Below are 25,336 nucleotides of genomic sequence, written 5' to 3'. Positions count from 1 at the left end.
TCATATCCATCTTGGGGATTTCTCATTCTCATCCGTCTTAATTTAGATACAGCCGGTCGCGTCAGCAAAAGCTACGACTGGCCTTTTACGGGCCTCCCTCGCCCTCCTCTGATCAAGACCCCCTTTCACATGTCGAAGAAGTCACGCTCAAAACTCTGGTTTCTCGTCCATAGCTGGCTGGCCTTGCCCATCTGGTTCTTTGTACTGATTGTCTGCGTCACCGGCACCCTGGCGGTGGTCAGCCAGGAAATCGTGTGGCTGGCCAACCCGGACATCCGTGCGAGCAAGCCGTCGGATGATGCGCAACCACTGAGCTACGACCAGGTCATCGCGGCCATCAAGCGCGACGAACCCCAAGTCTTCGTCCAATCGATCAGCCGCCCGGATGAATCCCACTTCGCCCTCAGCGTCGACCTCAGCTACCCGGACGGGCGCTCGGTAGAGGTCTACGTCAACCCATACACCGGGGCGATCCAGGGCATCAGCCCGTCGTTCAACTTCCGTCAGTTCACCCGCGCCCTGCACGGCTGGTGGCTGGTGCCGTTTACCAATGGCTTCAGCTGGGGCTGGTACCTGGTGTCGCTGCTCGGCTTGCCGTTGCTGGCCTCACTGGTCACCGGCCTGGTGGTGTACAAACGCTTCTGGAAAGGCTTTTTCAAGCCGACCCTGCGTATCCGCCACGGCGCGCGGATTTTCTGGGGCGACTTCCACCGCCTGAGCGGTATCTGGTCGATCTGGTTTATTGCGGTGATTTCCATCACTGGCACTTGGTTCCTGATCCAGGCAATCCTGGGTGACAATCAGATCTCCATCTCCAGCGAGCCCATCGTCCCGGTGATCGCCCGCGAAAAAGTCCCAACCTCAGCCCCCGGCGTGCCTGCGCCGATGATTCCGGTGGATGAGGCGATCGCGATCGCCACCCAACGTATCCCAGGGCTGGAGGCGAGTTTCGTGAGCCTGCCGCTCAATGCCTACAGCCACCTGCAAATCGGCGGGCGGGGCTGGTACCCGCTGATGTTCCAGACCGCTCAGATCAACCCGTATGACGGTGAAATCGCCTCGTCGCACCTGCTGTCCGACCGCACCAAGCTGGAGTTCGTCACCGAGTCCATGCGCCCCCTGCACACCGGCGACTTTGGCGGGTTGTGGATCAAGCTGATCTGGGCATTCTTCGGCCTTGTGCTGAGCATGATGGTCTTGAGCGGCCTGTTGATCTGGACCAAGCGCACGGCCCTGGCCACCCTCAACGCTCTCAAGCGTGAGGCCAAGACACAACGTGCGCCGGCAGCCATTCCGGCCATGCGGTCTGAAACCTCGGAGGCCAACCCATGAGCAAGTCCGCCAACGCTACCCCGCCTTCACCGTTGCGGACCTTTTGGCTGAAATGGCGTTTCCACATCAATGTCCTGCTGTTGCTGGTACCGCTGGGCTTCATGCCCAAGTACTTCGCCGATGCCGCGTTGTTTCGCGGCGACACCGGCATCGGCGAGCGGGTGGCCGGCGACGTACAGGTCGGCCCCTGGAGCCTCACGCTGGCCGAATTCCGCAACGAAGGCCCACGCCCCGACCCGGCCGGCCCGATGAAGTTCTTCAACGCCGCCCTCTGCGCCACCTGCGCCGACCAGGTCAAGGCCACGTACCTGCGCATCGGCAAGCCGCGCAGCCTGCGTGCCGCCGGGGTGATCTTCTTCGGCACCCCGTACCGCATGGGTGCCGGCCTGCCCGTGCCGGAACGTACCCCCGTCGATGCCGAACTGTGGGTCACCATGGAAGGCTGGGACGGCACCATGCACCAGGGTTCCATCCCGCTGAGCCAGGCCTCGCCTGCCACCATTGCCTGGCTGAACAAGCAAGGAGTCAAACCATGATGTTCAAGCGCCTGTCCCGCGCCGCGCTGTTGCTGTGCGCCAGTTTCAGCACCACCGTCTTTGCCCACAACCCGATGTGCGAATGCAAGGAAATCCCCGGCGAGCAGATCCAGTGCAAAGGCGGTTTCTCCGACGGCAGCGGTGCCCCCGGCGTGACCCTGGATGTGATCGGCTATGACGAAACCATCCTGGTGCCCGGCAAGCTCGGCCAGGACTCCACCCTGACCTTCAAGAAGCCGTCCGCCGAGTTCTACGTGCTGTTTGATGCAGGCCCCGGTCACGTGGTGGAAATCGACCAAGCGGATATCCAGCCTCAATGAGTACGACACAGGTTGTTCGCCCCGCCGGTGCCGGCCACGAAACCCTCTACGTACTGCTGCTGTGCCTGATCATCCTCGCGGTGGCCGGTACGGTGGTGGCGCTGCACGGTGAAACCCAGGCAGTCGCGGCGCTGCCGCGCCATCAACTGGATGCCCGCCGCGACCTGAGCGCCGCCGAACAAGGCATCTACGCCGACCTGCGGGTCACACTGGATGAAATCCACTTGATGCAGCAGGAGCAAAGTGCCCTGCCCACCCCCGAGCAACTGGCCGAAGAAGGCTTCGCGCCGTTTGCCCAGGACGCCAGTTCGGTCAGCCGCGGCGACCATCGCTGGCAGTTGCTGGCAAGTTCCGCCTACTTGGGACTGAGCCAGACGCCGACCACCAGCGGTTCACTGCTGATGCGCGTACAGGGCAGCGAGCCGGATATCTGGCTCAACCGTAGCACACACCTGGCCGCCCCCTCCGACCTCACTGACCAGGCGCTGATCGCAGCCGGCTGGCAGCAGGTGGTCGCGCAATTCGATGCCGGCGTCACCCGCCAGCACCGTCACTGAACGAGAAGACCGATTGCCCATGTCTATTTCATCGCCCCTGTTGCGCGTGTTTCTGGTTGGCCTGTTCAGCCTGATACTCGCCCCCCTCGCGAATGCCGAAGCGGCTAAACGCCTGCGTATCGGCATCACCCTGCACCCTTATTACAGCTACGTGGCCAATATCGTCGGCGACAAGGCCGAAGTGGTGCCGCTGATACCGGCCGGCTTCAATCCCCACGCCTACGAGCCACGTGCCGAAGACATCAAGCGCATCGGCACCCTGGATGTGATCGTACTCAACGGCGTCGGCCATGACGATTTCGCCGACCGCATGATCGCCACCAGCGAGCGCCCGGACATCCCGGTGATCGAAGCCAACGCCAACGTGCCGCTGCTGGCGGCCACCGGCAACGCCGCGCGCGGTGCCGGCAAGGTGGTCAACCCGCACACCTTCCTGTCGATCAGTGCGTCGATTGCCCAGGTCAACAACATCGCCCGCGAGCTGGGCAAGCTCGACCCGGACAATGCCAAGACCTACACCCAGAACGCCCGCGCCTACGGCAAACGCCTGCGGCAGATGCGGGCCGATGCCCTGGCCAAGTTGACCGGCGCCCCCAACCCGGACCTGCGCGTCGCCACCGTGCACGCGGCCTACGATTACCTGCTGCGCGAGTTCGGCCTGGAAGTCACGGCCGTGGTCGAGCCGGCCCACGGGATCGAACCGAGCCCCAGCCAGTTGAAGAAGACCATCGACGAACTGCGCGCCTTGGACGTCAAGGTGATCTTCTCGGAGATGGATTTCCCGTCGACTTATGTCGACACCATCCAGCGCGAATCCGGGGTCAAGCTGTACCCGCTGTCGCATATTTCCTACGGCGAATACAGCGCTGAAAAATACGAAGTGGAAATGACCGGCAACCTCAACACCGTGGTGCGGGCGATTCAGGAGTCCGGAGCATGACCGCAGCGCAGCAACTTAAGGTCGCGAGCGTCGGCCCGACCCTCGACTTCGACCAGGTGTCCCTGACCCTGGGCCGCACCGTGATCCTCGACGGCGTGAGCTTCCAGGTGCAGCCGGGCAGCATCCATGCGCTGGTGGGGCCGAATGGTGGCGGCAAAAGCTCGCTGATCAAGACTCTGCTGGGGCAAACACCGCACCAGGGGCAACTGAGCCTGCAGTGGCCGGGCACGCCCGGCACCATCGGTTATGTGCCCCAGGCGCTGGAGTTCGACCGGGGCCTGCCGATGACGGTCGACGATTTCATGGCTGCCATGTGCCAGCGGCGCCCGGCGTTCCTGGGGTTGTCCAAACATTACGCCGCCGCGATTGGCGAGGCGCTGGAACGGGTCGGCATGCAGGACAAGCGCAAGCGGCGCATGGGCGCGCTGTCCGGCGGTGAGCGCCAGCGGGTGTTGTTGGCCCAGGGATTGATCCCGGCGCCACAGTTGCTGGTACTGGATGAACCGATGTCGGCCCTCGATGAAGCGGGCATCCAGGTGTTCGAACGCCTGCTCAATGACTGGCGCCTGGCCGGCATCACCGTGCTGTGGATCGAGCACGACCTGGAAGCCGTGGGCCGCCTGGCCGACCGCGTCACCGGCCTGAACCGCCGCCTGCTGTTCGACGCCACGCCGAAAGAGGCGCTGACCCCGGACCGCCTGCTGACCCTGTTCTCTACCCACCCGCGGAGCCCGGCGCCATGAGTTATGAAGCGTTTCGCCTGATGGTCCAGGGCTGGGCCTCATCCGGTTACCTGCCGGAGGCACTGGCCTATGGTTTTGTGGTCAACGCCCTGCTCGCCGGTCTGCTCATCGGCCCGGTGCTGGGCGGGTTGGGCACGCTGGTGGTGGTCAAGCGCTTTGCGTTTTTCTCCGAAGCGGTCGGCCATGCCGCACTGACCGGCGTGGCCGTGGGCATCCTGCTGGGTGAGCCCTACACCGGGCCCTATGGCAGCCTGTTCGGTTACTGCCTGTTGTTCGGCATCCTGCTCAACTACCTGCGCAACCGTACGGGCCTGGCGCCGGACACCTTGATCGGCGTGTTCCTGTCGGTGTCCCTGGCGCTGGGCGCCAGCCTGCTGCTGATCCTGGCGGGCAAGATCAACGTGCACATCCTCGAAAACGTGCTGTTCGGTTCGGTGCTCACGGTCAACGGCAACGACCTGCTGGTACTGGCGATTGTCGGCGCCCTGGTGATGGCCCTGGCGCTGCCGCTGTACAACCGCATCATGCTCGCCAGCTTCAACCCGCAATTGGCGGCGGTGCGTGGTGTGGCGGTGAAGACCCTGGACTACCTGTTCGTGATCCTGGTGACGCTGATCACCGTGGCGGCAGTCAAGGTCATCGGCGCCATCCTGGTGGGCGCACTGCTGGTGATCCCGGCTGCGGCGGCACGCCTGCTGAGCCAGTCGCTCAAAGGCTTCTTCTGGATCTCGGTGGTGATCGCTACCGTCAGCACCCTGTGCGGGATCCTGTTGCCGATCATCTTCGACCTGCCCATCCCCTCCGGTGCCGCGATCATCCTGATGGCCGGTATCGCCTTCGCCCTTGCCGCCATCGCGCGCGGCACCGTGCCCAGCCTTAAAGGGAACCTTGGATAATGCGCTCCGTTCTTCAGCCTCTGGCCCTGGCCATCGCTTGCTTGATCACCACGCCGCTGATGGCGGCCGACGTGGGCAAACCGGCTGCTCACGCGGCCAAACCGGTCAAAGTCCTGGCCTCGCTGCCGATCACCTACGGCCTGGCGCAGGTGCTGCTCAAGGGCACCGACGTGCAGCTCGAGCGCGCCGCGCCGGCCAACCTGCCGGGCTCGCGACAGGTGTCGTACTTCACCGGCCGTGGCGCGCCGGCACTGAACACCCTGGCCCAGGACGCCGACGCTGCCATCGGCCTGCGCTCGCTGTGGGCCGATGACCCGCTCTACCCCGTGTCTCGGCGCAGCAATATCCGTATCGTCGAAATCGATGCGGCACGCCCGGTGGATGGCGGCCTGCCGGGCATCGCCGTGCAACCTGGCGTCGCCGACGGCTTGAACAGCCAGCCGTGGCAATCGAGCAACAACCTGGGGCGCATGGCCGATGTCCTGGCCGCCGACCTGAGCCGCCTGGCACCGGGCGCCAAGGCGAAGATCGACGCCAGCCTGGCCGCCCTCAAGCAACGCCTGCTCAAGCTCAGCGCCGACAGCGAGGCGCGACTGGCCAAGGCGGACAACCTGAGTGTGGTCAGTTTGAGCGATCACTTTGCCTATCTGATCAGCAGTTTGAATCTGGAACTGCTCAGCACCGATGCCCGGCCCGACGCCGATTGGACACCTGAGGCGTTACAGAAGCTCAGTGCCGAGCTGAAGGACAACGACGTGGCCGTGGTGCTGCATCATCGCCAGCCGAGTGACACAGTGAAAGCCGCCATCACGGCAGGCGGTTCAACGCTGCTGGTGTTGAACGTCGACGGCGCGGACCCGGTATCGGAGCTGGAGAGCAATGTGGACCAAGTGATCAAGGCACTCACGCCGGATAGCTGAGTGACAGAGCCTTTGTGGGTTAAACCACATCCACGCCGACATGAATCGCATCATGCCGCCAGAATTCCAAGTCACAGTCGATCAAGCGCTGGTGCTGGTCATAATTGACCCGGGCGATCCGCAAGCCCGGGCTGCCCACCGACACGCGCAATGCCGCCGCCGCTTCCACCGGCAATGAGGTCGGCACGATCTCGAAGCGCACCCGCCCGTAGTGCAAGTCGTACTTGCGCGCATACAACTCGGTCATCGACTGATTCAGGTCGCATTCGAGAATCCCCGGGAAATACTGCGGGTTCAGGTAGTGCTCCACATACAACACCAGCCGCCCGTCAATCCGCCGTCCCCGGCAGATCTGGATCACCCTGGACAACGCCGGCAGCTGCAACCACGCACACACCGCGGCCGAGGCCGGTTGCAGCCGCGCACTGATCACTTCGGTGGATGCCACCCGCCCTTGGTCGTTGACCATGGCGTGAAAGTGGCTGCGCTGCATCAGGTTGTAGGCCAGCCGAGGCGGCGAGACAAACCAGCCACGACGCTCCTCGCGATAAATCTGCCCTTGAGCCTCCAGTTGTAACAAGGCTTCCCGCACGGTAATTCGAGTGGTACCAAACAACTCGCTGAGCTTGCGCTCGGCGGGCAGCTTGCTTGCAGGCGGCAACAGGCCGTGGTCGATCTGCTCTTGCAGCGCCAGCCCGATGGATGTCACCGCCTTAATTGCCTCATCACGCATCAACGTTACCTATCTGGACTAGACCAGCACTGTTCAGGTGCACAAACCGCTGCATAAATGGGCTTGCACGACTGCTTGCCAGCCTAGGCACTCCTGATGACCGACAGATGACAGTCCCTGCCGCGTCCCTGCACCACGCCCTGCAATACGCCGGCCAAGTCCAGTCCCTGCGGGCATTTGAGCATGGTCTACGCTAAGTCTGCGCCGAGCGACATCAAGGCTTTAAAAACGACATCGACATGAAACTGTCATCCATCGCGTCTAGATTGGCTCAGGTATTGCTCTGACCTAGACCAACAACACCGTAGAAAACACCGCCGCGTTGAAAACGCCCAAAGGAGCTTCGGATGAAACAGCTTTTCCTGGCATCACTGTTAGGCTCGACCATTGCCATGTGCACCGCCGCCATGGCCGCTGATACCGATCTAAAAACCTTGGAAGCCGCCGCGAAGGCGGAAGGTGCCGTCAACAGCGTCGGCATGCCCGATGACTGGGCCAACTGGAAAGGCACCTGGGAAGACCTGGCCAAGACCTACGGCCTCAAGCACATCGACACCGACATGAGCTCGGCCCAGGAAATCGCCAAGTTCAAGGCCGAAAAAGACAACGCCAGCGCCGACATCGGCGACGTAGGCGCCGCCTTCGGCCCGATCGCGGTGAAGCAGGAAGTCACCCAGCCGTACAAGCCGTCCAACTGGGCTTCGGTGCCGGATTGGGCGAAAGACAAGGACGGTCACTGGGCCCTGGCCTACACCGGCACCATCGCGTTCATCGTCAACAAGAAGCTGCTGCACGGTTCCGAAGTCCCAACCAGTTGGGCCGACCTGCAAACCGGCAAATACAAAGTCTCGGTGGGTGACGTGAGCACTGCGGCCCAGGCCTCCAACGCCGTACTCGCCGCCGCCATCGCCAATAAAGGCGATGAAAAGAACATTGCCCCCGGCCTGCAATTCTTCACCAAGATCGCCCAGCAAGGTCGCCTCGGCCTGTCCAACCCGACCATCGCCACCATGGAAAAAGGTGAAGTCGAAGTAGGTATCGTCTGGGACTTCAACGGCCTGAGCTACAAAGCCAAGATGGCCAACCCGGATGACTACGTGGTGCTGATCCCATCGGACGGCTCGGTGAAATCCGGCTACACCACCATCATCAACAAATACGCCAAGCACCCGAACGCCGCCAAGCTGACCCGCGAATACATCTTCAGCGACGCCGGCCAACTCAACCTGGCCCGTGGCAACGCACGTCCGATCCGCGCCGAAACCGACCTGAAGCTGCCGGCCGACATCGCCAAGAACCTGATCCCGGGCGAGCAGTACACCAAGGCCAACCCGCAGCCCATCAAGGATGCCGATGCCTGGGAAGCCACTTCCAAGAAGCTGCCGCAACTGTGGAACGAGCAGGTCATCGTAGAGATGAAGTAAGGGTTTATCCCACATTGGAGCTCCAATGGAGATCCAATGTGGGAGGGGGCTTGCCCCCGATGACGGTGGATCAGCTAACAAATTCGTTGAATGACACACCGCTATCGGGGGCAAGCCCCCTCCCTCATTTTTGACCCCGTTCCTCCAGAGGAATTGAGCCAAGTCAATCATTGCGGAGCGTCGCCCCCCATGAAACACCCCGTCATCCTTGTCGTGCTCGACGGCCTGAACTTCGAGGTTGCAAGGCACGCCATGGGGCACTTGCAGGCCTATGTCGGCGCAGGACGCGCAGCCCTCTACAAGCTGGAATGTGAACTGCCCGCCCTGTCCCGCCCGCTGTACGAATGCATCCTCACCGGCGTGCCACCGATCCACAGCGGTATCGTCCACAACAATGTCTCGCGCCTGTCCAACCAACGCAGCATTTTCCATTACGCCACCGACGCCGGCCTTACCACCGCAGCGGCGGCTTACCATTGGGTCAGCGAGTTGTATAACCGCACGCCCTTTCTCGCCGCCCGGGATCGTCATACCGACGACAAGGCGCTGGCGATCCAGCACGGGCATTTCTACTGGAATGACCACTACCCGGACTCCCACCTGTTCGCTGACGCCGACAGCCTGAGGCTCAAGCACACGCCGGACTTCCTGGTGGTGCACCCGATGAACATCGACGACGCCGGCCACAAGCACGGCCTCGACACGCCGCAGTACCGCAACAGCGCACGCTCGGCCGACATCATCCTGGCCGACTACCTGCAAGCCTGGCTCGATGCCGGTTACCAGGTGCTGGTGACCGCCGACCACGGCATGAACAACGACCGCTCCCACAACGGCCTGCTGCCGGAAGAACGGGAAGTGCCGCTGTTCGTCCTCGGCGATGCCTTCAGCCTGGACACCCACGCCGCACCGAAACAGACCGAGCTGTGCGGCACGGTCTGCGAACTGCTGGGCGTACCCCACGACAAACCTGTGTGCCGGGAGTTACTGAAGTGAGTTCAATATCCCGCGGCAAATGGCTGGCCCTCCTGTGCCTGGTGCCTTTCGCACTGTTCTTTATCGTGTTCGAAATCGCCCCGCTGGTGTGGGTGCTGATCAATAGCCTGCAGACCGAAGACACCGGCTGGGGGCTGGACAACTTCACGCGCATCTTCAGTTCAAAGTTCTACCTGCAGGCCATCCAGTTCAGCCTGGAGATCAGCTTCTACTCGAGCATCTTCGGCATCATCATCGCCACGCTGGGCAGTTACTCCCTGCGCCGGGTGGATTCGCCGCTGCGCAACTTCGTCACCGCCTTCGCCAACATGACCAGCAACTTTGCCGGCGTGCCCCTGGCCTTCGCGTTCATCATCCTGCTGGGGTTCAACGGCAGCATCACCATCATGCTCAAGCAGGCCGGGATCATTCAGGACTTCAACCTGTACTCCAAGACCGGCCTGATCATCCTCTACACCTACTTCCAGATCCCCCTCGGCGTGCTGCTGCTCTACCCGGCCTTTGACGCCCTGCGCGAAGACTGGCGCGAGTCCGCTGCGTTGCTGGGCGCCAATGGCTGGCAGTTCTGGCGGCACATCGGCCTGCCGGTGCTCACGCCTGCACTGCTGGGCACGTTCGTGATCCTGCTGGCCAATGCCCTGGGCGCCTACGCGACGGTCTACGCCCTGACCACCGGTAACTTCAACGTGCTGCCGATTCGTATCGCCGGCCTGGTGTCGGGGGATGTATCCCTCGATCCAAACATGGCCAGCGCCCTGGCCGTGGTGCTGGTGGCGCTGATGACCGTGGTCACCGTGGTCCATCAACTGCTGCTCAAGAGGAGCTACCATGTCTCGCGCTGAAGCCGGCCCGGCCTCCCTCTACCACCGCGTGGTGGTGTACCTGTTGTTCGCGATCCTGGTGCTGCCGCTGATCGGCACGTTCGTCTACTCCATTGCCAGCAGTTGGTCGGCGACCATTCTGCCCGCGGGCTTCACGGTGAAGTGGTATGTGCAGCTGTGGAGCGACCCACGCTTCCTGATGGCCTTCGGGCAATCCTTGCTGGTGTGCGTGGGCGCGTTGATCCTGTCGGTGGTGTTGATTCTGCCGCTGCTGTTCGTGGTGCATTACCACTTTCCCAAGCTCGACGCCTTGATGAACATCCTGATCCTGCTGCCCTTTGCGGTGCCGCCGGTGGTGTCGTCGGTGGGCCTCCTGCAACTGTACGGTTCCGGGCCGTTGGCGATGGTGGGCACGCCGTGGATCCTGATCGGCTGCTACTTCACCGTGGCGCTGCCATTCATGTACCGGGCGATCACCAACAACCTGCAAGCCATCAACCTGCGCGACCTGATGGATGCCTCGCAACTGCTCGGCGCCAGCACCTGGCAGGCCGCGCTCTTCGTGGTGCTGCCCAACCTGCGCAAAGGCCTGATGGTGGCGCTGCTGCTGTCGTTCTCGTTCCTGTTCGGTGAGTTCGTGTTCGCCAATATCCTCGTGGGCACCCGTTACGAAACCCTGCAGGTGTACCTGAACAACATGCGCAACAGCAGCGGCCACTTCACCAGCGCCGTCGTGATTTCCTATTTCTTCTTTGTGCTGGTGCTGACCTGGGCCGCCAATATCTTGAACAAGGACAAAAGCCAATGAGCTTCGTCAGCGTCCAACACCTGCAAAAAGGCTACGCCGGCACCCCGGTATTCAGTGATATCAACTGCGAAATCGCCAAGGGTGAGTTCGTCACCCTGCTCGGCCCATCCGGTTGCGGCAAGTCCACCCTGCTGCGCTGCATCGCCGGCCTGACCGCGGTGGACAGTGGGAAAATCCTGCTGGACGGCCAGGACATCGTTCCGCTGAGCCCACAGAAACGCAACATCGGCATGGTGTTCCAGAGCTATGCGCTGTTCCCCAACATGACCGTGGAACAGAACGTCGCCTTCGGCCTGCGCATGCAAAAGGTCAACGCCGATGACAGCCACAAGCGCGTGCAGGAAGTGCTGCAACTGGTGGAACTCAAGGACCTGGCCGGCCGCTACCCGCACCAGATGTCCGGCGGCCAGTGCCAGCGGGTGGCCCTGGCCCGTTCGCTGGTCACCCGCCCGCGCCTGTTGCTGCTGGATGAGCCGCTGTCGGCGCTGGATGCACGGATTCGTAAGCACCTGCGCGAACAGATCCGCCAGATCCAGCGCGAACTGGGCCTGACCACGATTTTCGTAACCCATGACCAGGAAGAGGCCCTGACCATGTCGGACCGGATCTTCCTGATGAACCAGGGCAAGATCGTGCAAAGCGGCGATGCCGAGACCCTCTACACCGCACCGGTGGATGTATTCGCCGCCGGTTTTATCGGCAACTACAACCTGCTGGACGCCGACAAGGCCAGCCAACTGCTGCAACGCCCGATCAGCGGGCGCATCGCGATTCGCCCGGAGGCCATCGAACTGAGCCGCAACGGCGAACTCGACGCGCTGGTGCGCAGCCACAGCCTGCTGGGCAACGTGATCCGCTACCGTATCGAAGCCCGTGGCGTGGAATTGGTGGTGGACGTGCTCAACCGCTCGGCGGACGATCTGCACCCGGACGGCCAGCGCCTGGCACTTTCCATCGACCCCAGTGCGCTGTGTGAAGTAGCCTGAGCAGCAGTGAATCTTGAGAGAGCGTAACGGATGGCATTGGTAATTTTTGATTTGGACGACACCCTGATCCATGGCGACTGCGCCACCCTCTGGAGCGAACAGATGGGGCGCCTGGGCTGGGTCGACCCGGCGTCGTTCATGGGCAGGAACAACGAGCTGATGGACGCCTACAGCCGGGGCGAGCTGGCCATGGAAGACTTCATGGACTTCAGCCTGGAACCGATGATCGGCCGCACGCCGGAGGAAATCGACCACTTGGTGGAGCCCTGGGTCGAAGACGTGATTGAGCCGCTGATCTACAGCGACGCCACCAAGACCATCGCCCGCCATCGGGCGAATGGTGACCGGATCCTGGTGATCTCCGCCTCGGGGACTCATCTGGTGAAACCGATTGCGGCGCGTATCGGCATTGATGAGGTGCTGGGGATTGAACTGGAAGTGAGTCATGGCGTGTACAGCGGCCGTACCGTCGGTGTACTGACCTACCGCGAAGGCAAGATCACGCGTTTGCTGGAATGGTTGGAGCAGGAAGGTGAGACGCTGGACGGCGCGTATTTCTATTCGGATTCACGCAATGACTTGCCGTTGCTGTTGAAGGTGGATCACCCGCAGGTGGTGAACCCGGATCCGGTATTGCGCGAGCATGCCGAGAAGGCCGGCTGGCCAATCCACCACTGGGTCTGACACCGCCTATCCCGACTTGAAATCCAATCAAATGTGGGAGCAAGCCCCCTCCCACATTGAACCTATTCCAATCCGGGATCAGGTGAGGCTTTCGTCAATCACCAACACCAGCTTCCCGGCGATCTGGTTAGTCGCCAGCTCCGCAAACGCCGCCTCGGCATCCTTGATCGGGAACGTCCTGGCCAATTGCGGGCTCAGGCGCCCTTCGGCAAACAACGGCCATACATGCTGGCTCAGCTCGCTGAACAGGTCGGCCTTGAACTGATCGTCACGGCTACGCAGGGTCGAACCCAGCAGTTGCACACGCTTAGCCAGCACCTGGGCCAGGTCCAGTTGCGCCTCGCGGCCGCCCATCAAGCCAATCAACACCCAGCGACCGTCCAGCGCCAGCAGCTTGAGGTCCAGCGCGGCGTAGTTGCCGCCGACCGGATCGAGGATCACATCGAATGGCCCGAAATCCCGCAGCCCTTCGATACCGTCAGTGCGTACTACGCCGCCCTGGGCGCCCAGGTCTTCACAGTAGGCCAGGCGCTGCGCCGAGCCGACGCTGACCCAGCACGGGCTGCCAAATGCCTTGCACAGCTGGATGGCCGCCGAGCCCACGCCACTGGCGCCGGCGTGCAGCAACACTTTCTCACCGGGCTTGAGGCCCGCCAGCTGGAACAGATTGAGCCACGCGGTGCTGTACACCTCCGGCAGCGCCGCCGCTTCAATCAGCGACAGACCTTCCGGCACCGGCAGCACATGACGTGCATCCACCACCACTTCTTCGGCCATGCCGCCACCGGCCAGCAGTGCACAGACGCGATCGCCCACCTGCCAGGACGAACCCGGGCCCACTTCGCTGATCACCCCGGAACACTCCAGGCCCAGTACGGCACTGGCGCCAGGCGGTGGCGGATAGAGCCCCGCACGCTGCAATAAATCGGCGCGATTAAGGCCCGCAGCCGCCACGCGAATGCGAACTTGGCCTACATCACATGTAGGACTGGGTTCGTCCAACCACTCCACATGACCTTCAACGCCTTGCAATGCTTTCACAGTGCCTCCATAGTGAGTCTGGACTGAGCCCGTAGCAGTAGCGTCGGGCTTTTTGCATTATGCGACCGGCCCCTATGGAACCGGCAACTTCAAAGACGGCCTAATATGCGTTATCAATTGCCCCCGCGTCGAATCAGCATGAAGCATCTGTTCCCCAGCACCGCCCTCGCTTTTTTCATTGGTATCGGCTTCGCGTCGATGTCGACCAATACGCTCGCAGCCAACAGCTGGGACAACCTTCAGCCGGACCGCGATGAGGTGATTGCCAGCCTTAACGTCGTCGAGTTGCTCAAGCGTCATCACTACAGCAAGCCGCCGCTGGACGACGCGCGCTCGGTGATCATCTACGACAGCTACCTCAAGCTGCTGGACCCGTCGCGCAGCTACTTCCTGGCCAGCGATATCGCTGAGTTCGACAAGTGGAAGACGCAGTTCGACGACTTCCTCAAGAGCGGCGACCTGCAGCCCGGCTTCACCATCTACAAGCGCTACCTGGATCGCGTAAAAGCGCGTCTGGACTTCGCCTTGGGTGAGTTGGACAAGGGTGTCGACAAGCTCGACTTCACCCAGAAGGAAACCCTTCTGGTGGACCGCAAGGACGCGCCTTGGCTGACCAGCACCGCCGCCCTCGACGACCTGTGGCGCAAACGCGTCAAGGACGAAGTGCTGCGCCTGAAGATCGCCGGCAAAGAGCCCAAGGCTATCCAGGAGCTGTTGACCAAGCGCTACAAGAATCAGCTGGCGCGTCTGGACCAGACCCGCGCAGAAGACATCTTCCAGGCCTACATCAACACCTTCGCGATGTCCTACGATCCGCACACCAATTATCTGTCGCCAGATAACGCGGAAAACTTCGATATCAACATGAGTCTGTCCCTGGAAGGCATCGGTGCCGTCCTGCAAAGCGACAATGACCAGGTGAAGATCGTGCGTCTGGTGCCGGCCGGTCCGGCAGACAAGACCAAGCAGGTGGCGCCTGCCGACAAGATCATCGGTGTGGCCCAGGCCGACAAAGAGATGGTCGATGTGGTCGGCTGGCGCCTGGACGAAGTGGTCAAGCTGATTCGCGGGCCAAAAGGCAGCGTGGTGCGCCTGGAAGTGATTCCGCACACCAATGCACCGAACGACCAGACCAGCAAGATCGTGTCCATCACCCGTGAAGCGGTGAAGCTCGAAGACCAGGCCGTGCAGAAGAAAGTCCTCAACCTCAAGCAGGATGGTAAGGACTACAAGCTGGGCGTGATTGAAATCCCGGCCTTCTACCTGGACTTCAAGGCCTTCCGTGCCGGCGATCCGGACTACAAGTCCACCACCCGCGACGTGAAGAAAATCCTTACCGAGCTGCAGAAGGAAAAAGTCGACGGCGTGGTCATTGACCTGCGCAACAACGGCGGCGGTTCCCTGCAGGAAGCCACCGAGCTGACCAGCCTGTTTATCGACAAGGGCCCGACCGTGTTGGTACGCAACGCTGACGGCCGTGTCGACGTGCTCGAAGACGAGAACCCGGGTGCCTTCTACAAAGGCCCGATGGCGTTGCTGGTCAACCGTCTGTCGGCGTCGGCGTCGGAGATTTTCGCCGGCGCCATGCAGGACTACCACCGCGCGTTGATCATCGGCGGCCAGACCTTCGGCAAAGGCACCGTGCAGACCATCCAGCCGCTGAACCATGGCGAGCTCAAGCTGACGCTGGCCAAGTTCTACCGGGTTTCCGGGCAGAGCACCCAGCATCAGGGCGTACTGCCGGACATCGATTTCCCGTCGATCATCGACACCAAGGAAATCGGCGAAAGCGCCCTGCCGGAAGCCATGCCGTGGGACACCATCCGTCCTGCGATCAAGCCGGGCTCGGACCCGTTCAAGCCGTTCCTCGCGCAGTTGAAGGCTGACCACGATACCCGCTCTGCCAAGGATGCCGAGTTTGTGTTTATCCGCGACAAGCTGGCCCTGGCCAAGAAGTTGATGGAAGAAAAAACCGTCAGCCTCAATGAAGTGGACCGTCGTGCACAGCACTCCGACATCGAAAACAAGCAACTCGCCTTGGAAAACATCCGCCGCAAGGCCAAGGGTGAAGAGCCCCTCAAAGAGTTGAAGAAAGAAGACGAGGATGCGCTGCCGACCGAAGCGGATAAAACCAAGCCGGAAGACGACGCTTACCTGGCCGAGAGCGGCCGGATCCTGCTGGACTACCTGAAAATCACCAAACAGGTGGCCAAGCAGTAAATGATGGCGATTTAATGTGATCGCTCCTTGGAGTGTCATCATATAGACATCATTCTGTCGTGAAATGAAGGACCGCTGGCGTAACGCCTGCGGTCCTTTTTTTTCGATCGAGATCGCCATGACTATGACCGAACAGCTGAGTGCATTGGGCTCTATCCTGGCTCAAGGCAGTTTGCACAGCCTGTTCCAACCCATTATCTGTCTGTCGGAACGGCGCATCCTTGGCTACGAAGCCCTCAGCCGCGGCCCGTCGAACAGCCCGCTGCACTCCCCCATCGCGCTGTTCTCGGTGGCGCGCCACGCCGGACGCCTCAGCGAACTGGAAATGGCCTGCCGCGAAAGCGCCTGCCGCCGCTTCAGCGAGCAAAAGCTGCCGGGCAAGCTGTTCCTGAATGTCTCGCCGGAATCCTTGATGGAGACCGCTCATCAACCGGGCCGCACCCTGCAATTGCTGCGCGACTTCGGCATCCCACCAAGCCAGGTGGTGATCGAACTCACAGAGCAGACCCCCACCGACGATTTCGACCTGCTGCAAACCGCCCTGCACCATTACCGCAACATGGGCTTTTCGATTGCTTTGGATGACTTGGGTGCCGGCTATTCCAGCCTGCGCTTGTGGTCGGAGCTGCGCCCGGATTACGTGAAGATCGACCGGCATTTTATCGACGGTATCCATCAGGATGCGCTCAAGCGTGAGTTTGTCGGCTCTATCCTGCAGATCGCCAGGGCCTCACGGGCCCAGGTGATTGCCGAGGGCATCGAATTGCCGGAAGAGCTGGCGGTATTGACCGAGATGGGCGTCGACCTGGTCCAGGGTTACCTGCTCTGCCGTCCACAGGAGCAGCCGCCACAGGAAGCCCGCCAGATGCTGCCCAAGCCCGACCAGGCCAATGTGGCCCTCAGCGAAGAAGCCGGCGACCTCAGCGCCCTGCTCAACGAACAACCGGCGGTCGATCAGGACACCGCTACCGCCCAGGTGTTGGAGGCATTCCGCCGCCAGGCCAACCTTAACTCCCTGGCGGTGCTGGATGGACGCGGCCACCCGGTGGGGATCGTGCACCGGCATTCGTTGTCGGATGCGCTGCTCAAGCCGTTTGCCACCGACCTGTTTGCACGCAAGCCCATCAGCCGGCTGATGAGTACGGATTTTCTGGCGGTGGAGCTGAGCCAATCGCTGCAACAGGTCAGCCGCCTGCTGACCAGCCGCGCACGGCAACGTATCGAAGAAGATTTCATCATCACCCTCAATGGCGACTACCTCGGCCTGGGCCGGGTGATCGATGTACTCAAGCTGATCACCGAACTGAAAATCCAGCAGGCACGCTATGCCAACCCGCTGACCCTGCTGCCCGGCAACGTACCGATCCAGCAGTGCCTGACGCGACTGTTGCAGCAACAGCGGGAATCGGTGATCTGCTACGTGGATATCGACAGCTTCAAGCCGTTCAACGACATCTACGGCTACGGACGTGGGGATGAGGTGTTGCTGTGCCTGGCGCAGTGCCTGAACGACCGGGTCGACCCCAGCCGCGACTTTGTCGGGCATATCGGTGGCGATGATTTTCTGCTGGTATTGGGGCCACAGGATTGGCGCAAGCGGCTCAACCAGCTGCTGGACGATTTCCATACCCAGTGCCGGCGCTTCTACCGCGCCGAGCACCTCGATGCCGGCTGCTTCGTGGCACTGAACCGCCAGGGCGTACGCCAGGAGTTTGCGTTGCTGTCACTGTCGATCGGGGTGGTGCATTTGTATCCACAGGCCTGTGGACAACTCGATGCCAGCCAGTTGGCAGAGTTGGCCTCACAGGCCAAGCACCACGCCAAGGATATGACCGGCTACAGCATCCATGTGATCGACAGCATGGACATGTTGTCCCAGGCGCTTTAAACCTCGGCGGATTCCGGATATTCGTATTCGAATACCCGCACCACTTCCGAGGCATGCCAGGAGGCGGCGGCCACGCCATCGGACGGCCCGCTGAAACGCCCCAGGCGCTCCACACATTCAAAGAACCCGGTACGCGGCAGGCGACTGGCGCCCTGGCTGATCACCAGGGAACTGCGCAACGGTTGCTCGGCCTTAGCGTCCAGCGCCGCCAGGTGCTCCAGGGCAGCGGCCAGGGTTTGCATCGCCGGCGTCGGAAATTGCAGGCGCTCCAACAGTGCCCGGTATGTCAGCAGATGGCGCTGGCGGCGCGCCTGGTCCAGTTCGTTAAGTAACCCATCCCAATGTTGACGACTGATACGTAGGCTCAAGATTCATCCCTCCACCCTGTAACGCCCAATTCCCAGGCCAGGCTGCGGCGGATTGCGGCATCCGGCTGACGTTCACCACTTTCGATCAATCCTAGATACGAGGGGCTGATGCCCACGGTGCGGGCCAACGCTTCAATCGCCAGGCCCTTGGCTTCACGCAAGCCGCGCAGGTCTGCGAGCGGGCGCAAAACCTGGTCAGGCGCGGCTTGGACAGTAGAAGAAGGCGTCGGTGAAGGCTGTTGCTGACCGGCAGCTTTTAGCAGCGCCTGGTACTGATCCCATGGCAACACCGCATACTCGGGTTCGCCATTGCGTGAAATTATCTGAATATCCATGACCGCCCCGTAGGATAACTGCACTTACTGAGTAAGCTCTTTCCTTAGGAGTGTAATCCTAACAGCCACAAAGGTCGCAGGGGGATAGCCACGTCATCCGTTTTTTTGCGGGTTTTCCTTGGCCAGCAAGGCCGGGGTCGCAGGCAAGCGCTCAACCACCGCGAGTTTTTCCGGGAGCTGCGCGTCACGCCAGGCACGAAACGCGCTCAGTTCGCCTTCCAGGGTCTTCATGACCCACGCCAGTACCGCGATGTCATCGAGCATGCCGAACATAGGGATAAAGTCCGGGATCGCATCAATCGGACTGAGGAAATACATCAACCCCGCCACCACAGAGATCAGCGCCTTTGGGCTGATGGCCCGGTACTCGCCACGCCAATAGGCCAGGCACAGGGATTGAAGCAGTTTGAGATCATCCTTGAGCTTACCCAGGCGGTTGCCCTGGCTGGAGCCTTTGGCGGCGACAGCGAACAGCAGGGTCGGCAAACGTCCACGGCCCAGCAAGCGTGCAGCCATGGGCAGGAAACGGGTGAAATTGAAGGGTGGTTTCATCTGTCACTCCAGTTCCATCAAACAGAAAGGTTATCCACACAAATTGTGGATAACCTTGTGAACAGAGCCTGTTTTACCGGCTGAAAGCCACGGTCTACAAGGCTTCCAGTCAGATCGGGCGTTTTTTGCGCACATCAAAAAAACCCAAGAATTCATTGACTTGGCGCAGATGTGCCGATACCCGTACTCGAGTCTTACATCAGACTGTTACCGCGTACGGGCGTTCGATCGAATGTCTACAGGTACTGATTTTGAAAACCCCGGAAACAACAACGCCCCGTCAAGACGGGGCGTTGTGTGTTCAAGCGCCGATTACTTCTTGGCGGCAGGTGCAGCCGGGGCTTCAGCCTTGGCTGGGTCCTTGATGGCCAGCAGTTCCAGGTCGAATACCAGCACCGAGTTGGCCGGGATTGCCGGGCTCGGGCTCTGGGCACCGTAGGCCAGGTCGGACGGGATGTACAACTCGACCTTCTCGCCAACGTGCATCAGTTGCAGGCCTTCGACCCAACCAGGAATCACGCCGCTGACCGGCAGGTCAATCGGGCTGCCGCGATCCACGGAGCTGTCAAAGGTGGTGCCGTTGGTGAGCTTGCCGGTGTAGTGAACAGTCACCACGTCAGTCGGCTTAGGCTGTGGGCCGTCGGCTTTCTTGGTGATCTTGTACTGCAGGCCGGAAGCCGTGGTGACTACGCCGTCTTTCTTGGCGTTGTCTTCGAGGAATTTCTTGCCGGCGGCTGCCGACTCTTCGCTCATTTTGGTCATGCGTTCTTCAGCACGCTTCTGCAGTGCGGCAAACGCTTCAACCAGTTCGTCGTCTTTGAGCTTCTGCTCTTTCTTGCCGACGGCATCTTCGATGCCCTGGGCTACCGCTTTGGAATCCAGGTCATCCATGCCTTCCTGAGCAAGGCTTTTGCCCATGTTCAGGCCGATGCCGTAGGAAGCTTTCTGCGCCGGGGTTTTCAGCTCTACGCTGGTCTGCGAATCACAACCCGCAAGTACCAGGCTAACCAGGGCCACCGCCGCCGCCAACCGATGCTGTTTCATGCTATTTCCTTGTTCATGCGCCAAAAGGGCATTCGAATAAAGTCGCGAGCTTATCAGGCGGCCACGACCAATGGCTACCGGCATGTGAGCAGGAAACTTCCGATAAGTTCACGTGTTTAAAAGCATTTTCATTCATTATGGGAGCCCGCGACGGATCGCGGGACCGCCTCTCATCTGACTCATGGCCACTTGCCGCACCCGTGGCGTAGTGGCATAACAACGCGACCACTCGACAAGGCCGAGACAAGGATAGCCATCTTGCGCATTTTTTCCCGTGTTTTACTGCTGATACTCATCGCGCTGGGCCTGATCCTGGCCGTGGTGCTGTACTACACCGTCAACCCCAGGCTGCCCGACTACATGCCGGTGGAACAGGTGCACTACCAGGACCAATGGAGCGCCGCCGACCGCCAGACCTATTACTTCACGCCCCAGGGCACCCAAGTAAAAGGCCTGCACTACAACTGGTTCACCGCCCTGGAACTGCCGTTCTCCGAGCGGCGTTTTGCCACGCCGGAGTACCTGGCGCGCTTCGGTTTCCTGGTGGACCCCAAGCAGGTACCCACTACGCAAAACCCCGGCAACCTGCCCGTGGGGTTCGCCCGGCACAAGAACGCCGACAGTAACGTCGAATACCTGGATATTACCTGTGCCGCCTGCCATACCGGCGAATTGCACTTCAAGGGCCAGGCCCTGCGTATCGACGGCGGCTCGGCCCAACACGTACTGCCCTCCAGCGTACCCACCTTGCGCGGTGGCAGTTTCGGCCAGGCCCTAGTCGCCAGCCTCGCCGCCACCTACTACAACCCCTGGAAATTCGAGCGGTTTGCCCGCCAGGTGCTGGGGGATCGCTACGATGCCGAGCACAGCCAGTTGCGCGAGGACTTCAAACAGTCGCTGAACCAGTTCCTCAAGGTCGCCTGGAACGACACCCACCGCGGCCTCTACCCCACCGAAGAAGGCCCGGGCCGCACCGACGCCTTTGGCCGAATCGCCAATGCCAGCTTTGGCGATGCCATTTCGCCAGACAACTACCGCGTCGCCAATGCGCCGGTGGACTACCCGCAGCTATGGGACATCTGGACCTTCGACTGGGTGCAATGGAACGGCTCGGCCCAGCAACCCATGGCGCGTAATATCGGTGAAGCCCTCGGTGTAGGCGCGACATTGAGCTTTTTCGACGCCGCCGGCCAACCGCTTCAGGGCGATGCGCGCTACCCGTCGAGCGTCAGGGTGCGTGACCTCAACCGGATCGAAGAAACCCTGCAACGCCTAAAACCACCGACCTGGCCCGAGGATTTGTTCGGTCCCGTCGACAAGCCCCTCGCCGCCCAGGGCCGCGCGCTGTTCGCCGAGAACTGCGCCGGCTGCCATGTGCCGGCCGTCACCGAGGAAAATGGCCGCCCGGTGCAGCAACTGAAAATGCTGCCGGTGGAGTACATCGGCACCGACCCCGGCACCGCCAGCAACATTGCCGACCAGCGCTATGACCTCAGCGCCCTGCAGTGGGACCCGGCGGAACTGGCCAAGCTCAATGTCGAACTGCACCCCACCCCCACCGAGCCGTTGGACCTGAAGAAAATGTCCGTGGCCAAGGGCCTGGCCTACGTCACCGCCTTCGTCGAAGACCACGCCTACCGCGCCGCCGGCGTCACCGCGGCCGAGCGCCCGCGCCTGGATGGCTACGGCCTGCCCATTGGCGTGCGCGAGTTGCGTGCCTACAAGGCCCGCCCGCTGGCCGGTGTATGGGCGACCCCGCCGTTCCTGCACAACGGCTCGGTGCCGACGATCTACCAGTTGCTCTCGCCCCAGGACGAGCGCAGCACCACCTTCTATAAAGGCACCTTCAACTACGACCCGCGTCACCTGGGCTTTGAGACCGCAGCGTTCAAGAATGCCTTCCTGTTCGATACCAAACTCACCGGCAACCACAACAGCGGCCACGAATTCCGTGCCGGCAAGCGTGGCAATGGCGTTATCGGCCGCAGCTTGCTGCCGCAGGAACGCTGGGCACTGCTGGAATACCTCAAAGTGCTGGGCGGCCCGTTGGAGCAACAACTGCCATGATGATCCGATCTCGATACGACCAACCTTCCCTGCTCGCCCGCCTGTGGCTGCGCCTTGGCCGGTTTCTCGGCAAGACCCTGCTGTGGCTGGTGGGCCTGGGCCTGCTCGGCTGGCTGGCGAGCACGGCGTGGTTTGCCTGGCAGCACAGTGGCCCGGTGTCGCCGGACGAGCAGATCCCTGCAGGTGAAGCGGCAATGACCCAGGGCATTATCCAGACCGCCGTGCGCATCGTTGACCAGCACCGCGAAGGCACCCGCTACCTGCGCGATGCCCACGCCAAGGCCCATGGTTGCGTGAAAGCCGAAGTCAGTGTGCTGGCCGATCTTGACCCGGCGTTGCGCCAGGGCGTATTTGCCGAACCAGGCAAGACCTGGCAGGCCATGATGCGGTTGTCCAACGGCAACGCCTACCCGCAGTTCGACAGCATCCGCGATGCCCGGGGCATGGCGCTCAAGCTGCTGGACGTGCCGGGCAAACAATTGCTCGCCGACCAGCAGGCCCGCACGGAACAGGACTTCGTGATGTTCAGCCACCCGAATTTCTTTGTCAGCGATGTGGCGGAGTACGCGCAGAACATCGGCGCCCAGGCGGATGGCAAGAAAGTCCTGGCGTTCTTCCCCAAGGCCGACCCGCGCAGCTGGCAGGTGCGTCACCTGTTTATCGCCCTGGCAACCCTGGCACCCGCTCCGGCCAGCCCGACGCAGACCACCTATTTTTCGGTATCGCCCTACAAGTTCGGCGCGGCCAATGCCAAGTTCCGTGTGGCGCCCGACCCACAGAGCTGCCCTGAATATGCCCTGCCCAAGCAGAACCAGGACCTGCCGAACTTCCTGCGCAGCGCCTTGAGCCAGCAGCTGTCCACCGACCGCGTGCCGGCATGTTTCGTGTTGCAGATCCAGCGGCAGAACCCGCAGAAATTCATGCCGATCGAAGACACCAGCATCGAGTGGAAGGAGAGCGATGCGCCCTACGAGAGCGTGGCCAAGGTGCGGATCCCGGCCCAGGATTTCGATACGCCCGAGCAGAACCTGGCGTGCGACAACCAGTCGTTCAACCCATGGTTTGGCGTAGCCGAGCATCGGCCCATCGGTGGTATCAATCGCTTGCGCAAGGCGGTGTATGAAGCGGTCAGCGATTACCGTCACAGCCGCAACGCCCCGTAAAGAGTGCGTAACAATGGCCCCGGCGTCGTAAGGATTGCGTCGGGTCTATTGAGGCGCTTTCGCCGCAACTCTACCGTGGACGCCTACTCCATCACGTAGGAAGCCCATCGTGGAAAGCTCAACCCTAGGCATGATCGTCCTGACCATAATCGCCGTGTTCGGCACTGCGTCTTTTTGCTTCGAGCACTTGGCCACGCGCCAGCCACGCAAGAAAAAGATCAGGTAGCGTCAGGGCGACGGCAAGGCGCAGAAAGGTCAAATCGCAGACAAAAAAAAGCCCGCTCATTGAGCGGGCTTTCCGTGGTGACCTGGCGTTCAGCGTTCCAGGCTACCGAATATGGCGCAGCGGACGGGACTCGAACCCGCGACCCCCGGCGTGACAGGCCGGTATTCTAACCGACTGAACTACCGCTGCGCGTAACACGTGAAGCGAATGGTGGGTGATGACGGGATCGAACCGCCGACCCTCTGCTTGTAAGGCAGATGCTCTCCCAGCTGAGCTAATCACCCTTCGTTTCGGTGTGGGCGCATCATACACCAAAAAATCGTAATGTCTTGATTTAAATGCAATTTATTCAAAAAAAGTTTAGCGCACGATTTTTTGCCATATCCCGGACAGCAAAAAGCCCGCGATTAAGCGGGCTTTCTGTGGTGACCTGGCGTTCAGTGTTCCAGGTTACCGAATATGGCGCAGCGGACGGGACTCGAACCCGCGACCCCCGGCGTGACAGGCCGGTATTCTAACCGACTGAACTACCGCTGCGCGTAACACATGAAGCGAATGGTGGGTGATGACGGGATCGAACCGCCGACCCTCTGCTTGTAAGGCAGATGCTCTCCCAGCTGAGCTAATCACCCTTCGTCTCGGTGTGGCGCGCATTCTACGGAGCGACCTTATGTCTGGCAAGCACTTTCTTAAATCTTTTTTTTGAGGCCTTCCAATGGCTTAGGCAGGGTTGGCCTGGGGCGCTATCAAGAGAATAATGCCCCCCTTTGTATAAAGGAGAGACTCACCCCATGTGGTTCAAGAACCTGCTTATCTATCGCCTGACCCAAGATCTGCCTGTTGATGCCGAGGCGTTGGAAGCGGCCATGGCCACCAAACTGGCGCGCCCTTGTGCCAGCCAGGAGTTGACCACCTACGGTTTCGTCGCGCCTTTCGGTAAGGGCGAGGACGCTCCCCTGGTTCACGTCAGCGGTGACTTCCTGCTGATCGCCGCCCGCAAGGAAGAACGCATCCTGCCGGGCAGCGTGGTGCGTGACGCACTGAAAGAGAAAGTCGAAGAGATCGAAGCCGAGCAAATGCGCAAGGTCTATAAAAAGGAACGCGACCAGATCAAGGATGAAATCATCCAGGCCTTCCTGCCCCGCGCCTTTATTCGTCGTTCGTCGACCTTTGCCGCCATCGCGCCGAAACAGGGCCTGATCCTGGTGAACTCGGCCAGCCCGAAACGCGCCGAAGACCTGCTCTCCACCCTGCGGGAAGTGATCGGCACCCTGCCGGTTCGCCCACTCACCGTGAAGACCGCGCCCACGGCCATCATGACCGACTGGGTCACCACCCAGAAACCGGCCGCTGACTTCTTCGTCCTCGATGAGTGCGAACTGCGCGACACCCACGAAGACGGCGGCATTGTGCGTTGCAAGCGCCAGGACCTGACCGGCGAAGAAATCCAGTTGCACCTGACCACCGGCAAGGTCGTGACCCAGCTGTCCCTGGCCTGGCAGGACAAGCTGTCCTTCATGCTCGACGACAAGATGACCGTCAAGCGCCTGAAGTTCGAAGACCTGCTGCAAGACCAGGCGGAACAGGACGGTGGTGAAGAGGCCCTGGGTCAACTGGACGCCAGCTTCACGCTGATGATGCTGACCTTCGGTGACTTCCTGCCGGCGCTGATCGAAGCCCTTGGCGGCGAAGAAACCCCGCAAGGCATCTAAGCCGTGTGAAGATCAAATTGTGGG

26 protein-coding genes and 4 tRNA genes are annotated in these 25,336 nt (G+C 61.4%); 19 read left to right on the top strand and 11 right to left on the bottom strand.

Annotated elements, in window-relative coordinates:
- Nucleotides 1–129: 129 nt before the first annotated feature.
- The 8 genes from NIBR502773_RS24880 to NIBR502773_RS24845 are packed head-to-tail and all read left to right on the top strand — an operon-like array spanning nucleotide 130 to nucleotide 6,244.
- Nucleotides 130–1,332 carry a PepSY domain-containing protein gene (locus NIBR502773_RS24880; RefSeq protein ID WP_141157192.1) on the top strand — a complete coding sequence of 401 codons (1,203 nt, stop codon included), beginning with the start codon at nucleotides 130–132 and terminating at the stop codon, nucleotides 1,330–1,332.
- Nucleotides 1,329–1,868 (top strand): thiamine pyrophosphate-binding protein, encoded by a 540-nt coding sequence (locus tag NIBR502773_RS24875; protein WP_141157191.1) that lies wholly within the window; start codon nucleotides 1,329–1,331, stop codon nucleotides 1,866–1,868. The genes NIBR502773_RS24880 and NIBR502773_RS24875 overlap by 4 nt, the downstream gene beginning before the upstream one ends.
- On the top strand, nucleotides 1,865–2,188 hold the full coding sequence (locus NIBR502773_RS24870) for a hypothetical protein (RefSeq protein ID WP_141157190.1): 324 nt from the start codon (nucleotides 1,865–1,867) through the stop codon (nucleotides 2,186–2,188). Before NIBR502773_RS24875 ends, NIBR502773_RS24870 begins: the two co-directional genes overlap by 4 nt.
- Nucleotides 2,185–2,745, top strand: coding sequence for a DUF6162 family protein (locus tag NIBR502773_RS24865; protein ID WP_141157189.1), 561 nt, complete (start codon nucleotides 2,185–2,187; stop codon nucleotides 2,743–2,745). Before NIBR502773_RS24870 ends, NIBR502773_RS24865 begins: the two co-directional genes overlap by 4 nt.
- 19 nt (nucleotides 2,746–2,764) lie before the next feature.
- Complete coding sequence (locus tag NIBR502773_RS24860) at nucleotides 2,765–3,685, top strand: metal ABC transporter substrate-binding protein (RefSeq protein WP_065924535.1); 921 nt, start codon at nucleotides 2,765–2,767, stop codon at nucleotides 3,683–3,685.
- Nucleotides 3,682–4,428: a metal ABC transporter ATP-binding protein gene (locus NIBR502773_RS24855; protein WP_115488151.1), complete on the top strand. Its 747-nt coding sequence runs from the start codon at nucleotides 3,682–3,684 to the stop codon at nucleotides 4,426–4,428. Before NIBR502773_RS24860 ends, NIBR502773_RS24855 begins: the two co-directional genes overlap by 4 nt.
- Complete coding sequence (locus tag NIBR502773_RS24850) at nucleotides 4,425–5,324, top strand: metal ABC transporter permease (RefSeq protein ID WP_053128716.1); 900 nt, start codon at nucleotides 4,425–4,427, stop codon at nucleotides 5,322–5,324. The genes NIBR502773_RS24855 and NIBR502773_RS24850 overlap by 4 nt, the downstream gene beginning before the upstream one ends.
- Entirely contained in the window at nucleotides 5,324–6,244 is a 921-nt protein-coding gene (locus tag NIBR502773_RS24845; RefSeq protein WP_141157188.1) for a metal ABC transporter solute-binding protein, Zn/Mn family, read from the top strand. Before NIBR502773_RS24850 ends, NIBR502773_RS24845 begins: the two co-directional genes overlap by 1 nt.
- Before the next feature lie 19 nt (nucleotides 6,245–6,263).
- Here the strand turns inward: NIBR502773_RS24845 and NIBR502773_RS24840 are convergent, their stop codons facing one another.
- A complete protein-coding gene (locus NIBR502773_RS24840; protein ID WP_065924533.1) occupies nucleotides 6,264–6,977 on the bottom strand; it encodes a UTRA domain-containing protein in 714 nt (237 codons plus the stop codon).
- Nucleotides 6,978–7,324: 347 nt separating this feature from the next.
- Here NIBR502773_RS24840 and NIBR502773_RS24835 point away from each other — a divergent pair, with 347 nt between their 5' ends.
- The 6 genes from NIBR502773_RS24835 (at nucleotide 7,325) to NIBR502773_RS24810 (ending at nucleotide 12,696) form a co-directional block, all read left to right on the top strand.
- The gene (locus NIBR502773_RS24835) at nucleotides 7,325–8,401 is read left to right on the top strand and encodes an ABC transporter substrate-binding protein (protein WP_027607118.1); all 1,077 of its coding nucleotides are present in this window, start codon (nucleotides 7,325–7,327) and stop codon (nucleotides 8,399–8,401) included.
- A 189-nt stretch (nucleotides 8,402–8,590) separates the two neighbouring features.
- On the top strand, nucleotides 8,591–9,397 hold the full coding sequence (locus tag NIBR502773_RS24830; RefSeq protein ID WP_141157187.1) for an alkaline phosphatase family protein: 807 nt from the start codon (nucleotides 8,591–8,593) through the stop codon (nucleotides 9,395–9,397).
- Complete coding sequence (locus NIBR502773_RS24825) at nucleotides 9,394–10,239, top strand: ABC transporter permease subunit (RefSeq protein ID WP_027607116.1); 846 nt, start codon at nucleotides 9,394–9,396, stop codon at nucleotides 10,237–10,239. The genes NIBR502773_RS24830 and NIBR502773_RS24825 overlap by 4 nt, the downstream gene beginning before the upstream one ends.
- Entirely contained in the window at nucleotides 10,226–11,026 is an 801-nt protein-coding gene (locus NIBR502773_RS24820) for an ABC transporter permease (RefSeq protein WP_141157186.1), read from the top strand. Before NIBR502773_RS24825 ends, NIBR502773_RS24820 begins: the two co-directional genes overlap by 14 nt.
- Nucleotides 11,023–12,012, top strand: a complete 990-nt coding sequence (locus NIBR502773_RS24815) for an ABC transporter ATP-binding protein (RefSeq protein ID WP_092490276.1) — start codon at nucleotides 11,023–11,025, stop codon at nucleotides 12,010–12,012. The genes NIBR502773_RS24820 and NIBR502773_RS24815 overlap by 4 nt, the downstream gene beginning before the upstream one ends.
- A gap of 30 nt (nucleotides 12,013–12,042) precedes the next feature.
- Nucleotides 12,043–12,696: an HAD family phosphatase gene (locus NIBR502773_RS24810; protein ID WP_141157185.1), complete on the top strand. Its 654-nt coding sequence runs from the start codon at nucleotides 12,043–12,045 to the stop codon at nucleotides 12,694–12,696.
- 78 nt (nucleotides 12,697–12,774) lie between these two features.
- On the opposite strand, the gene NIBR502773_RS24805 is transcribed toward NIBR502773_RS24810, so the two are convergent.
- Nucleotides 12,775–13,737: a zinc-binding dehydrogenase gene (locus NIBR502773_RS24805; RefSeq protein ID WP_141157184.1), complete on the bottom strand. Its 963-nt coding sequence runs from the start codon at nucleotides 13,735–13,737 to the stop codon at nucleotides 12,775–12,777.
- A 138-nt stretch (nucleotides 13,738–13,875) separates the two neighbouring features.
- On the opposite strand from NIBR502773_RS24805, the gene NIBR502773_RS24800 reads away from it, so the two are divergent.
- Together NIBR502773_RS24800 and NIBR502773_RS24795 are read left to right on the top strand one after the other, a co-directional pair.
- Nucleotides 13,876–15,957, top strand: a complete 2,082-nt coding sequence (locus NIBR502773_RS24800) for a carboxy terminal-processing peptidase (protein ID WP_373682355.1) — start codon at nucleotides 13,876–13,878, stop codon at nucleotides 15,955–15,957.
- 118 nt (nucleotides 15,958–16,075) lie between these two features.
- Nucleotides 16,076–17,845 carry a bifunctional diguanylate cyclase/phosphodiesterase gene (locus tag NIBR502773_RS24795; protein WP_141157182.1) on the top strand — a complete coding sequence of 590 codons (1,770 nt, stop codon included), beginning with the start codon at nucleotides 16,076–16,078 and terminating at the stop codon, nucleotides 17,843–17,845.
- Here NIBR502773_RS24795 and NIBR502773_RS24790 read toward each other — a convergent pair.
- From NIBR502773_RS24790 to NIBR502773_RS24775, 4 genes are all read right to left on the bottom strand, one after another.
- Nucleotides 17,842–18,213: a hypothetical protein gene (locus NIBR502773_RS24790; RefSeq protein ID WP_003172941.1), complete on the bottom strand. Its 372-nt coding sequence runs from the start codon at nucleotides 18,211–18,213 to the stop codon at nucleotides 17,842–17,844. The genes NIBR502773_RS24795 and NIBR502773_RS24790 overlap by 4 nt on opposite strands.
- Nucleotides 18,210–18,548 carry a helix-turn-helix transcriptional regulator gene (locus NIBR502773_RS24785; RefSeq protein WP_065939991.1) on the bottom strand — a complete coding sequence of 113 codons (339 nt, stop codon included), beginning with the start codon at nucleotides 18,546–18,548 and terminating at the stop codon, nucleotides 18,210–18,212. The genes NIBR502773_RS24790 and NIBR502773_RS24785 overlap by 4 nt, the downstream gene beginning before the upstream one ends.
- Before the next feature lie 93 nt (nucleotides 18,549–18,641).
- A complete protein-coding gene (locus NIBR502773_RS24780; RefSeq protein ID WP_141157181.1) occupies nucleotides 18,642–19,100 on the bottom strand; it encodes a YkvA family protein in 459 nt (152 codons plus the stop codon).
- Between the two features lie 312 nt (nucleotides 19,101–19,412).
- Nucleotides 19,413–20,144 carry an FKBP-type peptidyl-prolyl cis-trans isomerase gene (locus NIBR502773_RS24775; protein WP_012723274.1) on the bottom strand — a complete coding sequence of 244 codons (732 nt, stop codon included), beginning with the start codon at nucleotides 20,142–20,144 and terminating at the stop codon, nucleotides 19,413–19,415.
- A 258-nt stretch (nucleotides 20,145–20,402) separates the two neighbouring features.
- Here NIBR502773_RS24775 and NIBR502773_RS24770 point away from each other — a divergent pair, with 258 nt between their 5' ends.
- Both NIBR502773_RS24770 and NIBR502773_RS24765 read left to right on the top strand, forming a co-directional pair.
- Entirely contained in the window at nucleotides 20,403–22,211 is a 1,809-nt protein-coding gene (locus NIBR502773_RS24770; protein ID WP_141157180.1) for a di-heme-cytochrome C peroxidase, read from the top strand.
- The gene (locus NIBR502773_RS24765) at nucleotides 22,208–23,374 is read left to right on the top strand and encodes a catalase family protein (RefSeq protein WP_092358561.1); all 1,167 of its coding nucleotides are present in this window, start codon (nucleotides 22,208–22,210) and stop codon (nucleotides 23,372–23,374) included. The genes NIBR502773_RS24770 and NIBR502773_RS24765 overlap by 4 nt, the downstream gene beginning before the upstream one ends.
- 124 nt (nucleotides 23,375–23,498) lie before the next feature.
- Here NIBR502773_RS24765 and NIBR502773_RS30665 read toward each other — a convergent pair whose 3' ends face one another.
- The 5 genes from NIBR502773_RS30665 to NIBR502773_RS24745 form a co-directional block, all read right to left on the bottom strand.
- The gene (locus NIBR502773_RS30665; RefSeq protein WP_168209011.1) at nucleotides 23,499–23,660 is read right to left on the bottom strand and encodes a hypothetical protein; all 162 of its coding nucleotides are present in this window, start codon (nucleotides 23,658–23,660) and stop codon (nucleotides 23,499–23,501) included.
- Between the two features lie 52 nt (nucleotides 23,661–23,712).
- Nucleotides 23,713–23,789 (bottom strand) — tRNA-Asp (locus NIBR502773_RS24760).
- Between the two features lie 19 nt (nucleotides 23,790–23,808).
- Nucleotides 23,809–23,884: transfer RNA gene (locus tag NIBR502773_RS24755), tRNA-Val, on the bottom strand.
- A gap of 176 nt (nucleotides 23,885–24,060) precedes the next feature.
- Nucleotides 24,061–24,137 (bottom strand) — tRNA-Asp (locus NIBR502773_RS24750).
- Nucleotides 24,138–24,156: 19 nt separating this feature from the next.
- A tRNA-Val gene (locus NIBR502773_RS24745) sits at nucleotides 24,157–24,232 on the bottom strand.
- A gap of 159 nt (nucleotides 24,233–24,391) precedes the next feature.
- On the opposite strand from NIBR502773_RS24745, the gene rdgC reads away from it, so the two are divergent.
- Nucleotides 24,392–25,312: a recombination-associated protein RdgC gene (rdgC, locus tag NIBR502773_RS24740; protein WP_065939896.1), complete on the top strand. Its 921-nt coding sequence runs from the start codon at nucleotides 24,392–24,394 to the stop codon at nucleotides 25,310–25,312.
- Nucleotides 25,313–25,336: the final 24 nt, after the last annotated feature.

It is taken from the genome of Pseudomonas sp. NIBRBAC000502773 (genome assembly GCF_006517195.1).
In the GTDB taxonomy this organism is placed as follows: Bacteria; Pseudomonadota; Gammaproteobacteria; order Pseudomonadales; family Pseudomonadaceae; genus Aquipseudomonas; species Aquipseudomonas marginalis.
This window is presented reverse-complemented; position numbering and strand designations above follow the sequence as displayed.